Here is a 15033-nt window from a genome sequence, read left to right as displayed (position 1 = left end):
CTGCTAAGGCACGAAAGCCGAACGACATTCCGCTAATATCGCCACGTTTCACGCTTTCCAAAATATCATCACCTAACTGGGTTTTCGGCAAATCAAGGCTAAATCGTAAGCCCTCGTCATCTTCCACGATTGACAATGTACCGCTTGCTGTTCGCCCTAGCAATTTACTGTAATCGTGTTCAAATAAAGCCCGAACATCTGAACCACTGGCTAATGATTGCGTAAATGCACCTCGATCAAACATTTCGACAAATTCGCCCCATAACACTTCGCTCGGCTTATTCCACCGTACCGCATAGCCCACCAGTTTTCGGCTCTCGCCCTCGGCGATCATTGTTGAGGCTCTGACTTCAAATTCATTCTTATTCATTGTCTGCTCCTACAAATAGCGAAAGGGGCTATCACGCCCCTTTGCATTATGCTTTACATTCAAGCACCTTGATTGCGTTGCTGTCCACCACGCCGCCACCCAAATACTTGTCTGTGTGGATCTTATAAAATCCTGCCTCGGTCAAGTTATCAGGGCGAGTACGCACGCCTGTTTCGTGATCCACAATCGTGTAACCTCGCTTGAAGTCGCCCACCGCAATAAATGGCTGACCTGCCTCGGCGTTTGGCATTGTTTCAAGGTAGTACACTGGCAAGCCTAATAAAGTTGCAGGGCTACCGACCTGTAAACCGTCTCGCCAAATGTAGTCGCCATTGCCATTTTTGAGTTTTTGCAATGTGCCAGCAGTGTGTGAGTTCATTACCCAAACCGCATTTTTACGGTATTTGCTATGCAATGAGAATAACAAATCAATCAGATTGTCGGCGGATAACTTCGCCGCACTCACTTCCATTTTTTGCAACGTGCCAAATGCTCGTGCTTTGTCGGCTTCCGCCGTGCGTGGGTAAGTCAAAAAGCCCTTGGATTGTTTCTCGCCTGTGCCTGCGGTTAAATCCGCCTCTTCGGTTTCGGCAAAACTTTCTGAAATTTCATCCGTGAGCCAACCTAGAATATCTACGCCGCCAAAGTCTAAAATCTCTTGGGTTGTTTTCGGGTAAGCATAAATCGGGTTTAACTCAATGCTAACCTCGTTCATTTTCGGGGTGGCTGTTTCGGCTCGTGCTGTTCCCTCAATACCTCGCCCAATCGTTGCACCACCAGCCGACACTAATTTTTTGTAGGTTTTCGCCCCGATAGGCAAGCGTACCACATTAGCGATCTGACGCATTACGCTGTCATCCGTCAAACGGGTCATTACTTCCTTGTCTAACTGTGGAATAACGGCATAGCCGCCGTCTTTGCCGTTGTCGCCATTGGTTGAGAGTGAACGCATTTCCCCCGTTTTAATCCAGTGGCGTAGCTCGGCATCATCTAATTTAGCGTGGCGTTTATCTTCGGGCTTATCGTCCCCTGTTTGGCGTTCCGCGTCTGCCACCGCTTCTACGCGGTCGATTTCTTCTTGAATTTCGCCGACTAACTTTTTCAAGTTTTCAAACTGTTCCGCCTTTTCTTTCGGCAATGCCTCGCCCTCTTTTTGGGTTTCGACAATCGCACGCATTTCAGCGACTTTTTCCGCTTTGCGTTGCTTTAATGCTTGTAATTTTTTAAACATCGGTGTACCCCTGTTCAATAAGTTGTCTAAGATATAGGTTCACGGCTTCAAAGTTGTAGTTAATGCGAAAACTGATCGCACTACTTACCCATACTTTGTCATCGTCATAGTCGTACTCATAACGCTGTGCCTGTTTTCGCAAAATGGTGTTGAATTGATGCGTAAGTAGCTGTTCATACACTTCGCTTGCGATTTCATCTAAGTATTCCTCGCTTTTATCAAATGGCACAAAAATGCCGATATTCAAATCAGCCTCCCATTCTTGATAGCCGACCGCAGCAGGATCGACTTCGGCATTATCCAAATGAACACAAATCAAAGGCAATTCGCTTTCAATGTTGCTAATGTTTGGAATGCCGTTATAGAAATTCTTTATATTAGGAACGGTTTCAGCAATGAATGCTAATACCTCTTTTCTAATCGCTGAATGAAATTTCATTATTGCCTATCTGATAAAAACAAATACCCTACAAGACAATATATAGACTAGATAAATGAAGTAAATAGACGAATTTTTAGCCGAACAATTACGAAAGGTTAAGAACAGATAATTTACAAAGATAAGGGAAAATCACTCACTCAACATCACTCTTATCACTATCAAATCACTACCTTATCACTCTATTATTTATTATATATTTTCTTTTAAAATCAATAAGATAGATAATTGCAAGAGTGAAAAAGTGATGAAGTGATATAAAAATGGCAAAAAATAATTTTTTATCGTTTATCTTGGTTTTGAGGTGTAAAAAAGCCTAGCGTTTCGGCTAGGCTGTGAGGGTTATAGATTTGAACATTGTTCTACATAATCGCCCCAAAGTTGCATTAGTGGGCGTCTTAATTCGACATAATCAGCTCGATTATAGGCTTGGCTGGTGCTATCGCCAACCTTGTGAGCCAAACAAGCCTCTGCGTGGCGAAAATCAACCGCTCTATCTTCTAAAAAAGTTCGGGCAACAGATCGCAACCCGTGGCTATCTTGAATACCTTGATAACCTATTTTACGCAATGCCCTTGTAATCGTCTCGCTATTCATTGATTGATTGCAGCTTGTACCATTTTTAGGGAATACAAAAAGCGATTGCCCTGTAATTGGGCGTAGTTCTTCGAGAATTGCTAACATTTGGCGAGAAAGTGGCACAATGTGATCAAACTGCCCTGTCTTAACTTTTTTCATTTTTATGGCTGGAATATGCCAAAGGGCTTTATCAAAATCAATTTCTGACCATTCTACGCTGACTGCTTCCGCTGGGCGAACCATTGAAAGCAGCTGCCAACGAAAGAGGTATTTAGTGAGCAAATCGCAAGATGATTGTTCAAAATCAGCCAATAGCTTTGGCAATTCAGCATACTTAATCGCAGGGTGGTGTTTTTGTACCTCTTTATGATAAGCATTACCCGCCAGCATACAAGGATTAAAAGACAAATAGCCCAACGTTACCGCATAATTCAAAATCTGATTTGCGAGGTTGATCATACGGTTTAAAGTATCATTCTTCCCACTCAAATTTAACGGCTCAACGGCTTTAATCAAAATCGGCGAGGTTATTCTATCTATCGGGAAGTTTCCAATGCGGGGGAATAAATGATTTTCTAACCGCTCCCAATTCTTCTTCATCGTCAAAGGCTCAACCTCTTTTGATCGCTTTTCTCGCCATTTTTCCGCCACGCTGTAAAAGGTGTTGGCAATACTCTGAATTTGAGCATTTTCTTGTTCCTGCTTATGAAGTTGCGGATCGATATTTTGAGCTAATAACGCACGGTATTCTTCACGCATTGCCCTTGCTTGGGCGAGAGAAATTTCAGGGTAAGAGCCTAGCCCCAAATTCGTCCGCTTGTTAGTAAACGGGCGATAATAATTAAATAACCACGACTTACTGCCATTGGGTTTTACTCTCAAAAACAAACCTTGCCCATCCATAAGGCTGTAATCTTTCTCTTTGGGCTTGGCTCTATCTACTTCGGTATTTGTGAGCGGTTTAGTTATTCTTGCCATTTTGATTTGACCTCATTTTTTAGGAACACAACAAAAGGATTTAGGAACACAAAATCAATGATTATCTAACCCTTGTGTCGCAAGCCTCTCCGCTATTTTAGGAACACAAGATTTAGAACATTGTGAGCTGTGTTCCTAACCGTGTTCCTAAAATCTGCGGTTAAACACGAAAATATACGATAAATTACGATAGGTTGAAAAGGCGAAAAATGCATTAAAGCTAGTATTTTCAAGGGTTTTGCGAAAGGTTACGATAAGTTACGAAAGGGGAAATGGTGCGACCGGCTGGACTCGAACCAGTGACCCCCACCATGTCAAGGTGGTGCTCTAACCAACTGAGCTACGGTCGCATTGGGAATTGAAATGTGAAAAACGAGGCGGATTTTAATCAAAAAAATCGAGCTTGGCAAGGCTCGATTTTTCGTTTGTCGCTTTTTAATCCAAATTTTGGTTTAAACGAGGTTGGGTGAAAATTTTTTTATCTTCCCAACGCAACATTGTGAGATGATTTCCCCACACGCAGCCCGTATCCAATGCATAAATGCGGTTGGGGGTTGGGTAGCCAATCAAGCTCGCCCAATGCCCGAACAAAATATCCTTTTGCTGATAGAGCGGATTATCCAGCTCAAACCACGCTTTTAGCTCGCTCGGGGCTTGCTCAACAGGTAATTTGCAGGCGAAATCTAACCGCTTGTCGGCGTAGCAAAAACGCATTCTGGTAAAAGCGTTGATGATGTAGCGATAACGCTCAATCCCTTGCAAATCGGGCGACCAACGGCTCGGCTCGCTGCCGTACATTTGGGCTAACAGCTCGGTAAAATTTGGCGAGGAAAGCACCGCTTGCACCTCGGCAGCACAAGCCTTTGCGGTGGCAAGATCCCATTCGGGGCTAATTCCTGCGTGAGCCAACAAAAAGCCGTGATTCGGGTGTTCCACAAGAAGCGGTCGGGTGCGAAGCCAGTTTTGCAAATCGTCCCGATCTTCGGCGGTGAAAATGGTATCCACCCGATCTTTCGGTTTTACGCTTTTGATCCCCTGCAAAGTCGCTAACAGGTGCAAATCGTGATTACCTAGCACGACTGTCGCTCGTTCGCCGAGATCTTTCACAAACAGCAAACAAGCAAGCGAATCCTCGCCCCGTGCGACCAAATCCCCCGTTAGCCATAGTTCGTCTTGGCTTGGGTCGAAATTCGCCTGTTTGAGTAATAACTGAAATTCGGCAAAACAGCCGTGTAAATCGCCCACAATGTAAGTTGCCATTATTTTACCTCTACCCCCGTGGCAAGTTGCTGAATTAGGCTCGAACCTTGCAAAATAAAGCCTGAATAAAGCTGAATTAAGCTCGCCCCTGCGTTAATTTTTTCCTGTGCGGACGGCACGGAATGAACACCACCACAGCCCACAATCGGGATTTTGCCGTTTAATGCGTGGGCAAGTTGCCGAATAAATTGATTGTTCAAGGAATGTAGCGGTTTTCCGCTCAATCTACCCGCTTGCTCGGCGTTTTTCACGCCCCCAACCATTTCCCGCGATAATGTACCGTTACCCGCAATCACGCCGTCAATGTTGTGGCGAACGAGGCTATCGGCGATTTGGGCGATCTCGTCAGCGGTTAAATCGGGCGAAAGTTTAATCACAAGCGGTTTGTAACTGCGATATTTTTGCGACAACAAAAATTGCTCGTGTTTGAGGGATTTGAGCAGATGTTCCGTCCATTCGCTATCCGCCTGTTCATCTAAATTTACCGTGATGTAATGGGCGAATTGATAGGCTTTTTGCAGGCAAATTTGGTAATCGTCCCAACTTGCGTCTAGGCTGGTGTCGGCATTTTTACCGATATTAATCCCCACCACGCCTTTATATTCGGCACTGCTCACGTTCTCAATCACCGCGTCAATCCCCAAATTATTGCCCCCGTGGCGGTGGATAATCCCTTTCGCCCGATGAAGTCGGGTGGTTTCCAAATGGGGATAGTTAGTTTCCGCTTTGGGCGTAACCGTGCCGACCTCAATAAAACCAAAGCCTAACCGCCCTAAGCCGTCAATCGCCTCGCCGTTGATGTCCAGCCCTGCGGCAAGCCCAATCGGATTTTTAAATTGAATCCCCATTACGCTGACGGGGTTTTCAGGAATTTTGCCCTTAAACGGCAAATTTCCGTAGATTTTCAATGCTTTTAACGACAATTCACGGGATTTTCCCGTACCCAATAAGCCCTGTCGGATCAGCGAATACATACAACCTCAAAAATTACTGACGAGCCATTCGGATATTTTTCGGCAACGGTTCAAAATTAGAGCGGAACGGGTTAATATCCAGCCCGCCACGTCTAGTATAGCGTGCGTAAACCGTTAATTTTTCAGGCTGGGCGAACGCCATTAAATCGCAGAAAATGCGTTCTACGCACTGCTCGTGAAATTCGTTATGCTCACGGAACGAAACCAAATAACGCAACAATTTTTCCCGATTTAATTTTTTGCCGACATAATGAATCTGCACACTGCCCCAATCGGGTTGGGACGTAATCAAACAATTTGATTTGAGCAAATGGCTCACGAGGGTTTCTTCCACCACCTCGCCCTCGCCAATGTTGGCTAAATGATCCGCCGAAAAGTGATAATCCTCAATTTCAATCTCTAAATCATCAATGCATTCCCCTGCAAAATCCGCAATCGGCTGTTGGCTAAAATGGGATAATTTATGGATTTTCACCGAAATCTGACCGCTTGCAACGGTGGCTAAATCACGCTGAATGGTTTGCTCAACCTGTTCGATTGAGTCAAATTTGGTTTGGTTGAAACTGTTCAGGTAGAGCTTAAAACTTTTCGACTCAATCAAATTTTCGCTTTGGAAATCAATCGCCACATCAGCAATCGCCACCTGTGGCACGCCTTTCGGATTCAGCCACGAAAGTTCGTAAAGCGTCCAAATATCTGCCCCTTGATTGAAGGGCTGTTGCTCGGTAATCCCTAGTTGATCACGGTTCAAACGGCGAGGCACGGCTTGCAACAAGCTCGGATCATATTCACTTTTATATTCGGTTTTCTGCCCTAATTTCAGCCCTGTAAGGCTTTTATCATCGTAATTCATTCGCTATCCTTTTAATTTTTGTGGCAAATCCGCCAAGCTCTCCAACACCCAATCGGCTTTGGCTTCCGCCTCAGGGGTAACGGTTTTGCCCGTTCGCACCAACACTTTGGTTTTGACCCCTGCTTTTTCGGCGGCGAGCAGATCTTCCAATTTATCGCCAACCATTACCGACTGCGACACATCAATGTTCAAATCAGCAATCGCCTGCTTAAACATTCCCGCTTCGGGCTTGCGGCAATCGCACTGCTGGCGATATTCGCCCTGCCCTTCGGGGTGGTGAGGACAGTAATAAATGCCGTCCAGCACCACGCCGTGATCTTCATCAAGCGACCAGTCAAACCATTCCGTCAGTTGCAAAAATTGATCTTCGCTAAAATAACCCCGAGCAATACCCGATTGATTGGTAACGACTACGAGCAGATAGCCCTTGTCCTGCAACTGTTTCAACGCCTTGCCAACGCCCTCGATCAACTGGAAATCGTCAATTTTATGCACATAGCCGTGATCGATGTTGAGCGTGCCGTCTCGATCCAAAAAAATCGCCTTATTTGCCATTTTGACCTCGCACAAAATCCACCACCATTTGATGATGTTCGCTGGTTTTGAATTTGTCAAAAACCTGCAAAATCCGACCGTTTTCATCGATCAAAAAACTAATTCGATGAATGCCATCATAAGTTTTGCCCATAAATTTCTTCTCGCCCCACACGCCAAAGGCTTCGGCAACTTGATGATCGGGATCGGAAAGTAGCGTGAAATTGAGTTCTTTTTTTTCGACAAATTGAGCCAATTTTTTCGGCAGATCGGGGCTAATGCCTAGCACCACCACATTCAATTCATCAAGCTCGGCACGGCTGTCTCGCAAACCGCACGCTTGCGTAGTGCAACCTGGGGTAAGGGCTTTCGGGTAAAAATAAACCAGCACTTTTTTGCCGTGAAATTGTGCAAGGGAAACCAAATTTTCGTTTTGATCCAGTAGGGAAAATTGCGGGGCGAGATCGCCAATGTTGAGGGTTTTCATAACGGTTTTATTTAGAAAAATCATAGGGCGAAAGTGTATAGAAATTTTGCCGAACTGACAAATTGAATTCACAAATTGTAGCCACAATTTACTTTACAAGCGGTAGGATTGTAGCTAAAATCCGCCTAAATTTTCCGCAACTCAATCCTATGCGAATTAGTTACGACCCGAATAAATCGCAACGGAATCTGCAAGAACGGCAACTCGCCTTTGATGAAGTCAAGGATTTTGACTGGCAAACGGCGATTATCTGGCAAGATACTCGCTTTGATTATCCCGAACCTCGTTTTTTAAGTTTAGGCTTATTAAATGAGCGACTGCATTCCCTCTGTTTTACCCCGATTGAGGGTGGAATTAGAGTGATCAGTTTCCGCAAAGCCAACAAAAGAGAGATGAAGCAATATGAACAAGAACGCAATGTTAGCCTATGATGATCTGCCCGAATTGACCGATGAACAGCTCGCCCAATTCAAGCCGATTGAACAAGTAATGCCCCCAGAATTTATGCAAATGGTGTTAGCACATCAAGCCGAACGCGAGGCGGAACGCAGACGGGGCAAGCAGAAAGCCCCAACCAAACAGGCGATTACGATTCGCCTTTCCCCCGAAATCATCACCGCCTTTAAAGCCACGGGCAAAGGCTGGCAAACGCGGATCAATGAAGTATTGTTACAACATATTCAAACCGCAATGTAAAACAAAGGCTCGCCGTTGCGAGCCTTTTCCTTTCCGATTATTCCAAAAACATTTCCAACAATTCATTCAAAAACAGCTTGCCGTGGCGGGTGATTTGCCAGTCGCAAGCAGTCTGTTTCAGGTAATTTTTTGCGAGGGCTTGTTCAATAATCGGTTCGACCACCTTGCGATCTAAGCCCGTGTACGCCTCAAATTCCGCTTTTGGTGTGGGTTCTAACAGGCGGAAGCGGTTCATAAAAAATTCAAAGGGGCGATCCGCTAGTTCGATCGGATCTTGCTGATAGCGATATTCCCCTCGCAGATAGCCTTTCGGGTGTTTGGTTTTGGAAAAGCGGTAAATCTCGCCCGTTGGGTAGCTGATTTTGCCGTGCGCACCGCAGCCAATCGCCAGATAATCGCCAAACCGCCAATAGTTGAGATTATGCTGACATTGATAGCCTGCTTTGGCATAGGCGGACGTTTCATATTGCTGGTAGCCTGCCGCCGTGAGCAGCTGATGCCCCTGATCAAAAATCGCCCATAATTCATCATCATCGGGCAAGGTCGGCTGGCGATAGTAGAACATCGTGTTCGGCTCAATCGTCAGTTGATACCACGACAAATGCGGCGGAGCGAGGGCGATCGCTTGGCGTAAATCGTTGAGGGCTTGCTCGACCGATTGATTCGGCAAGCCGTGCATTAAATCTAAGTTGAAACTGCGTAAGCCAAAATCGGCAGAATTTTTGGCAAATCCGACCGCTTGGATCGCCTCTTGGCTGTTGTGAATCCGCCCCAGTTGCAACAATTTTTCAGGCTCGAAACTTTGAATCCCCATTGAAATACGGTTCACGCCAGCTTGGGCGTAGCCGATAAAACGTTCCGCTTCTGCCGTGCCAGGGTTGGCTTCAAGGGTAATTTCAAGATTCGGCTCGAAATCGATCCGCTGTTGGATCTCTCGCAATAATCGCTCAATCCCCTCGGCGGAAAACAGGCTCGGCGTGCCACCGCCGATAAAAATCGAGTGGATTTTCCGCCCTTGAATTGCTGTTTGGTAAGCGGTCAGATCCTGCGATAAATCCGCCAGCAGATGATCGATATATTCCGCCTCGGGAATCGCCCCTTTTTGAGCGTGAGAATTGAAATCGCAGTACGGGCATTTCTGCACGCACCACGGGATATGAATGTAAAGGCTTAACGGCGGTAAAGTGAGCTGCACAAATCGCCCTTACGCAAATAGATGACGGTGTGCATTTAACTGCTCGCGGGTCAAGCTAAACACCCCTACCCCACCATTTTTGAGTTCGATCCAGTTAAACGGCACGCTCGGGAATTGTTCGATCAAATGCACCATACTGTTGCCGACTTCGCACACCAGCACGCCATTGTCAGACAGATAATCCGCCGCAGTCGCCAGAATTTGTTTGGTAATGGTTAAACCGTCCACCCCCGATCCCAACGCCATTTCTGGCTCGTGATAAAATTCTTCGGGCATTTCGTCCAAATCTTCTTGATCGACATAAGGCGGGTTGGTAACAATCAAATCATAGCGATCTTGCGGTAAATTTTGGAACAGATCCGACTGCAACGGGAAAACCTGTTGAGCCACTTGATGTCGCTCGATATTGATTTCCGCCACGTTCAAGGCATCAAACGAGAGATCCACCGCATCAATTTCCGCATTCGGGAAACGCTCGGCACAAGCAATCGCAATGCAACCGCTGCCCGTACACATATCCAAAATGCGTTTTGGCTCGGCTCGCAAAATGCCCGTGAAGCCGTTTTTAATCAATTCCCCAATCGGCGAACGTGGGATAATCACCCGTTCATCGACATAAAATTCCAAACCGCAGAACCACGCACTATTAGTCAGATAAGCAATCGGCTTACGCTCGCCCAAACGGCTTTCCACCATTGCCACAATCCGTGATTTTTCGACTCGGGTTAAGCGAGAAGAATAGATCGCCTCTGGCACATCAATCGGCAAATGCAAGGCACTTAACACAAGCTGATGAGCCTCGTCCCAAGCGTTGTCGTGTCCGTGTCCATAATAAAGATCAGAGGCATTAAAATAACTGTATGCCCAACGCATCATATCTTGAATGGTGGCAAGATCTTCTTCCACCGCATAGGCGGCGATTTCGTCTAAAAGTTCGGCATTATGTTGCATATTCTACTCACTAGGTCGGAAATAAAGGGGACTATTATCACTATTTATCTGCGGTTTATCAACCGCTTTTATTCTGCTAAAATCCGCCCCCTAAAATGAGGAAGATTATGCTAAACGATGACGATTTTGCCCTGTTTCAAGAGGCAATCAAAGGCACGAAAAAAATCAAACAAGACACCTTTGTGCCAAAAACCGAACCGAGAAAAAAAGTCAGTGAAATCAGACAGTTAAAAGAACAAGCGGATACTTTATTCTATTTTTCCGATGAATATGAACCCCTTTTAACCGAAGAAAATGAGAAAGTTCGCTACCTGCGGGAAGACATCGATCCCTACATTCTCAAACAACTCAGACGAGGCGATTTCCAGCCCGACCTATTCCTCGATCTGCACGGCTTAACCCGCGAGCAAGCGAAAAAAGAGCTGGCGAGTTTGATCCTCGCCTGCGAATGCGAGCAGGTTTATTGTGCCAGCATTATGACGGGCTTCGGCACCCGCACCTTGAAATATCAAATCCCCCGCTGGTTGGTGCAACACCCCAAAGTAATCGCCCTACACCAAGCCCCCCGCGAATGGGGCGGCGATGCCGCGATTTTAATTTTGGTGGAACAGCCTGAGGCTCCGAATAAGCGATAGCAAGCGGATGGATTTTGAAAAAATTTATAAATCTCACTACTTAATTTCGTAACTATATATCAACGGTTATTCAATAGGTTATGAATGAAATTTAACAAAAGATAAACAAATTTTAGATTTATTATAAACTTATTATCAAAAATAAATATGTCAATAGGATTAAATTATGGATTATTCTGTTCACAATAAATTAGTTTCTTTTATTTGGAGCATTGCGGACGATTGCTTACGCGATGTGTATGTTCGCGGTAAATATCGTGATGTAATTTTGCCAATGGTGGTACTACGCCGTTTGGATACCTTATTAGAGCCAACCAAAGAGAAGGTATTGGAAGAAGTCCGCTTTCAAAAAGAGGAGCTGAAATTTACCGAGTTAGATAGTCAGCCACTTGAAAATGCAACAGGATATGTCTTTTATAATACATCAAAATGGACGCTCAAAACGCTGTATCAGACGGCTAGCAACACTCCACAATATATGCTTGCTAATTTTGAAGAGTATTTAGACGGTTTTAGCGGCAACGTTCAAGAAATAATCAACTGTTTTAAATTACGTGAGCAAATTCGCCATATGTCGCATAAAAATGTATTACTCGGTGTATTGGAGAAATTTGTTTCGCCTTATATCAATTTGACGCCACAAGAGCAAGCTGATCCCGAAGGCAATAAATTGCCAGCTTTAACCAATTTAGGGATGGGCTATGTGTTTGAAGAGTTAATTCGCAAATTTAATGAAGAAAACAACGAAGAGGCAGGTGAACATTTTACGCCACGTGAAGTGATTGAACTGATGACACGCCTAGTATTTGATCCACTCAAACAATCTATTCCAGCCATTATTACAATCTATGATCCTGCTTGTGGCAGTGGTGGAATGCTGACAGAGGCACAAAATTTTATTGAAGAAAAATATCCGTTACCTGAAATTCAAGGACAACGAAGTATCATTCTCTTTGGTAAAGAGATTAACGACGAAACCTACGCCATCTGCAAATCCGATATGATGATTAAAGGCAACAACCCGCAAAACATCAAAGTTGGTTCAACCCTTTCAACCGATACTTTCCAAGGCAAATATTTTGATTTTATGCTTTCCAACCCTCCTCATGGAAAAAGCTGGAGCAACGATCAAAGCTATATCAAAGATGGCAAGAGCGTGATTGATGACCGTTTCAAAATCAGCTTAGCTGATTATTGGGGCAATGTCGAAACAGTGGACGCTACACCACGTTCCAGCGATGGACAATTACTGTTTCTAATGGAAATGGTAAATAAAATGAAATCGCCGAAAGATAATTTAATCGGTAGCCGAGTTGCCTCTGTACACAACGGTTCCAGCTTATTTACTGGATAAGCTGGCTCGGGCGAAAGCAATATCCGCCGTTTTATGATTGAAAATGACTTGCTTGAAGCCATTGTTCAACTGCCAAACAACTTATTCTATAACACGGGCATTACCACTTATATTTGGCTATTGAACAACGATAAACCCGAACATCGTAAGGGCAAAGTGCAACTGATTGAGGCAAGCCAATTATTCCGCAAATTGCGTAAAAATTTAGGCGATAAAAACTGTGAATTTTCGCCTGAACATATCGTCCAAATCACGGAAACTTATTTAGCGTTTACAGAAAAAGAAGGTGAATTTGCCGCTAAAATTTTTGATAACCAAGATTTCGGCTATTACAAAGTAACCATTGAACGCCCTGATCGCCGTTCGGCACAAATTACCGCCGACAAGATCGCCATCTTACGTTTTGACAAAGCTTTGCTTGAACCAATGCAACATTTATATCAACAGTATGGTGAACAAATTTATCAAGCAGAGGTTTTAGCAGAAACTGACAAAGAAATCACCGCTTGGTGTGAAGAACAAGGTATCGTCTTAAATAATAAAACCAAAGCAAAATTATTAGATATAAAAACTTGGGGAAAAATCCACTGCACTTTTTAATACCGCCACACAATTACTTTCGTATTTTGGCGAACAGCAATTTGATGATTTCAACCTATTTAAACAACAGGTAGAACACTTCCTAAAAGAGAAAAAAATCAAACTGTCTGCCACGGAAAAAAATGCGATTTTTAATGCGATAAGCTGGTATAACGAAACGGCAGAAAAAGTCGTAGCAAAAACCGTGAAATTAAAACCGAATGAACTAGAAACGCTCTGCCAACGTTATCAATGCCTGCCATCTGAATTAGCGGATTTTGGTTATTTCCCAACAGGAAAAGATGGTGAATTTATCCAATATGAAAGCAGTAGCGATTTACGCGACAGCGAAAGCGTACCACTCAAACAACGCATTCACGACTACTTTAAAACCGAAGTACAACCACACGTAGATGAAGCGTGGATCAATTTAGAAAGCGTGAAAATCGGCTATGAAATCAGCTTTAACAAATATTTCTACCGCCACAAACCGCTCCGTAGCCTTGCCGAGGTGGCACAGGATATTCTCGCCCTAGAAAAACAAGCCGATGGCTTAATTAGTGAGATTTTGGGGATCTAAATCCCCCTCTTTACTAAAGAGGGGATTGGAAGAGATTGACAAGCGGTCAGATTTTAAGGATTTTTGCAAATGAATAGATATGAAAGTTATAAAAATTCAGGTATTGAATGGTTAGGGGAAATTCCAAGTCATTGGGAAATAGGTAGAATTAGTGCTTTTTTTATTGAACGAAGAATTAAAGTTTCCGATAAAGATTTTCCTCCTCTATCAGTAACAAAATTGGGAGTTTTTCCACAATGGGAAAATGTTGCTAAAACAAATGACGGAGATAATAGAAAATTAGTCAGAAAAGGTGATTTTGTCATCAATAGTCGTTCTGATAGAAAAGGTTCTAGTGGTGTGGCTAAACAAGACGGTTCAGTTTCTTTAATTAATATTGTTTTACAACCTAAAAACATAAACTCAATTTATTCAGAATATTTATTTAAAAGTTATGGTTTTATTGAAGAGTTTTATCGAGTCGGACACGGTATTGTTGCAGATTTATGGACAACAAGATTTGAAGATATTAAAAACTCTTTAATATCTATTCCCTCAATTTCCGAACAACAAAAAATCGCCCAATACCTTGATGATAAAACCGCTAAAATCGATCAAGCGATAATGCTTGAAGAAAAGCAGATTGAGCAACTCAAAGAGTATAAACAAAGCTTGATCCAAAATGCTGTAACCAAAGGGCTTAACCCGCACGTTAAATTCAAACATTCAGGTGTAGAGTGGATTGGCGAAGTGCCAGAGCATTGGGATATAACAATAGGTATGAATGTTTTTAAGGAAAATAAACGAGATAATAAAGGAATGAAAGAAAATACCGTTCTTTCTCTAAGTTATGGAAAAATTATTATAAAATCAAAAGAAAAATTAGTTGGATTAGTTCCGGAAAGTTTTGAAACGTACCAAATTGTGGAACCAAACGATATTATTATTCGTTGCACAGATTTACAAAATGACCAAACCAGTTTAAGAACAGGATTAGCTAAAGATAAAGGAATTATTACAAGTGCCTATTTAAATTTGAAAGTAATCAATAATTATTCGGCTAAATTTTTGCACTATTATCTTCATACATTAGATATTACTAAAGTTCTATACAAATTTGGCTCTGGACTTAGACAAAATTTAAGTTTTTTAGATTTTAGACGATTGCCAATAGTTGATCTTCCTTTTGAAGAACAACACCAAATTGCCAACTATCTCGATCAACAAACATCAAAAATCGATCATACGATCCAGATAAAACAGCAACAAATCAATAAGCTCAAAGAGTATAAGACGGTGTTGATTAACGGTGTAGTAACAGGAAAAGTGAAAGTTGTATAATCGATTTTGAACAAAATG

At 43.3% G+C, this 15033-nt stretch carries 15 protein-coding genes, 1 tRNA gene and 1 pseudogene; 5 read left to right on the top strand and 12 right to left on the bottom strand.

Annotation, left to right across the window (positions count from 1 at the left end; translation table 11 throughout):
• From B0187_RS07885 to bcp, 10 genes are all read right to left on the bottom strand, one after another.
• The coding region (locus tag B0187_RS07885; protein WP_143413770.1) for an HK97 family phage prohead protease at window positions 1-370 on the bottom strand (370 nt) is incomplete at its 3' end.
• 46 nt (window positions 371-416) lie between these two features.
• Window positions 417-1601 (bottom strand): phage major capsid protein, encoded by a 1185-nt coding sequence (locus B0187_RS07880; protein WP_078237316.1) that lies wholly within the window; start codon window positions 1599-1601, stop codon window positions 417-419.
• Window positions 1594-2040, bottom strand: coding sequence for a phage tail terminator protein (gene gpU, locus B0187_RS07875; protein ID WP_078237315.1), 447 nt, complete (start codon window positions 2038-2040; stop codon window positions 1594-1596). Before gpU ends, B0187_RS07880 begins: the two co-directional genes overlap by 8 nt.
• Before the next feature lie 342 nt (window positions 2041-2382).
• Complete coding sequence (locus B0187_RS07870) at window positions 2383-3597, bottom strand: tyrosine-type recombinase/integrase (RefSeq protein WP_078237314.1); 1215 nt, start codon at window positions 3595-3597, stop codon at window positions 2383-2385.
• 273 nt (window positions 3598-3870) lie between these two features.
• Window positions 3871-3947, bottom strand: a tRNA-Val gene (locus B0187_RS07865).
• An 85-nt stretch (window positions 3948-4032) separates the two neighbouring features.
• A complete protein-coding gene (apaH, locus tag B0187_RS07860) occupies window positions 4033-4857 on the bottom strand; it encodes a bis(5'-nucleosyl)-tetraphosphatase (symmetrical) ApaH (RefSeq protein ID WP_078237313.1) in 825 nt (274 codons plus the stop codon).
• Window positions 4857-5831, bottom strand: coding sequence for a dihydroorotate dehydrogenase (quinone) (gene pyrD, locus B0187_RS07855; RefSeq protein WP_078237312.1), 975 nt, complete (start codon window positions 5829-5831; stop codon window positions 4857-4859). Before pyrD ends, apaH begins: the two co-directional genes overlap by 1 nt.
• Window positions 5832-5844: 13 nt before the next feature.
• Complete coding sequence (queF, locus tag B0187_RS07850) at window positions 5845-6684, bottom strand: NADPH-dependent 7-cyano-7-deazaguanine reductase QueF (RefSeq protein ID WP_078237311.1); 840 nt, start codon at window positions 6682-6684, stop codon at window positions 5845-5847.
• Between the two features lie 3 nt (window positions 6685-6687).
• Window positions 6688-7239 carry a D-glycero-beta-D-manno-heptose 1,7-bisphosphate 7-phosphatase gene (gene gmhB / locus B0187_RS07845; protein WP_078237310.1) on the bottom strand — a complete coding sequence of 184 codons (552 nt, stop codon included), beginning with the start codon at window positions 7237-7239 and terminating at the stop codon, window positions 6688-6690.
• Window positions 7229-7705, bottom strand: a complete 477-nt coding sequence (gene bcp, locus B0187_RS07840; RefSeq protein ID WP_078237309.1) for a thioredoxin-dependent thiol peroxidase — start codon at window positions 7703-7705, stop codon at window positions 7229-7231. Before bcp ends, gmhB begins: the two co-directional genes overlap by 11 nt.
• Window positions 7706-7854: 149 nt before the next feature.
• Here bcp and B0187_RS07835 point away from each other — a divergent pair, with 149 nt between their 5' ends.
• Window positions 7855-8136, top strand: coding sequence for a BrnT family toxin (locus B0187_RS07835; protein WP_078237308.1), 282 nt, complete (start codon window positions 7855-7857; stop codon window positions 8134-8136).
• Entirely contained in the window at window positions 8108-8401 is a 294-nt protein-coding gene (locus B0187_RS07830; RefSeq protein WP_078237307.1) for a BrnA antitoxin family protein, read from the top strand. Before B0187_RS07835 ends, B0187_RS07830 begins: the two co-directional genes overlap by 29 nt.
• A gap of 37 nt (window positions 8402-8438) precedes the next feature.
• On the opposite strand, the gene hemW is transcribed toward B0187_RS07830, so the two are convergent.
• Entirely contained in the window at window positions 8439-9596 is a 1158-nt protein-coding gene (gene hemW, locus B0187_RS07825) for a radical SAM family heme chaperone HemW (RefSeq protein WP_078237306.1), read from the bottom strand.
• A 9-nt stretch (window positions 9597-9605) separates the two neighbouring features.
• Window positions 9606-10547 (bottom strand): 50S ribosomal protein L3 N(5)-glutamine methyltransferase, encoded by a 942-nt coding sequence (gene prmB, locus B0187_RS07820; protein WP_078237305.1) that lies wholly within the window; start codon window positions 10545-10547, stop codon window positions 9606-9608.
• Between the two features lie 107 nt (window positions 10548-10654).
• On the opposite strand from prmB, the gene smrB reads away from it, so the two are divergent.
• From smrB to B0187_RS07805, 3 genes and pseudogenes are all read left to right on the top strand, one after another.
• Window positions 10655-11182 carry an endonuclease SmrB gene (gene smrB / locus B0187_RS07815; RefSeq protein ID WP_078237304.1) on the top strand — a complete coding sequence of 176 codons (528 nt, stop codon included), beginning with the start codon at window positions 10655-10657 and terminating at the stop codon, window positions 11180-11182.
• A 166-nt stretch (window positions 11183-11348) separates the two neighbouring features.
• A pseudogene (locus tag B0187_RS07810) lies at window positions 11349-13695 on the top strand (type I restriction-modification system subunit M).
• A 69-nt stretch (window positions 13696-13764) separates the two neighbouring features.
• Window positions 13765-15015 carry a restriction endonuclease subunit S gene (locus tag B0187_RS07805; protein ID WP_078237303.1) on the top strand — a complete coding sequence of 417 codons (1251 nt, stop codon included), beginning with the start codon at window positions 13765-13767 and terminating at the stop codon, window positions 15013-15015.
• Window positions 15016-15033: the final 18 nt, after the last annotated feature.

Origin of the sequence: Haemophilus paracuniculus, from assembly GCF_002015115.1 — a bacterium.
In the GTDB taxonomy this organism is placed as follows: domain Bacteria; phylum Pseudomonadota; class Gammaproteobacteria; order Enterobacterales; family Pasteurellaceae; genus Haemophilus_E; species Haemophilus_E paracuniculus.
This window is presented reverse-complemented; position numbering and strand designations above follow the sequence as displayed.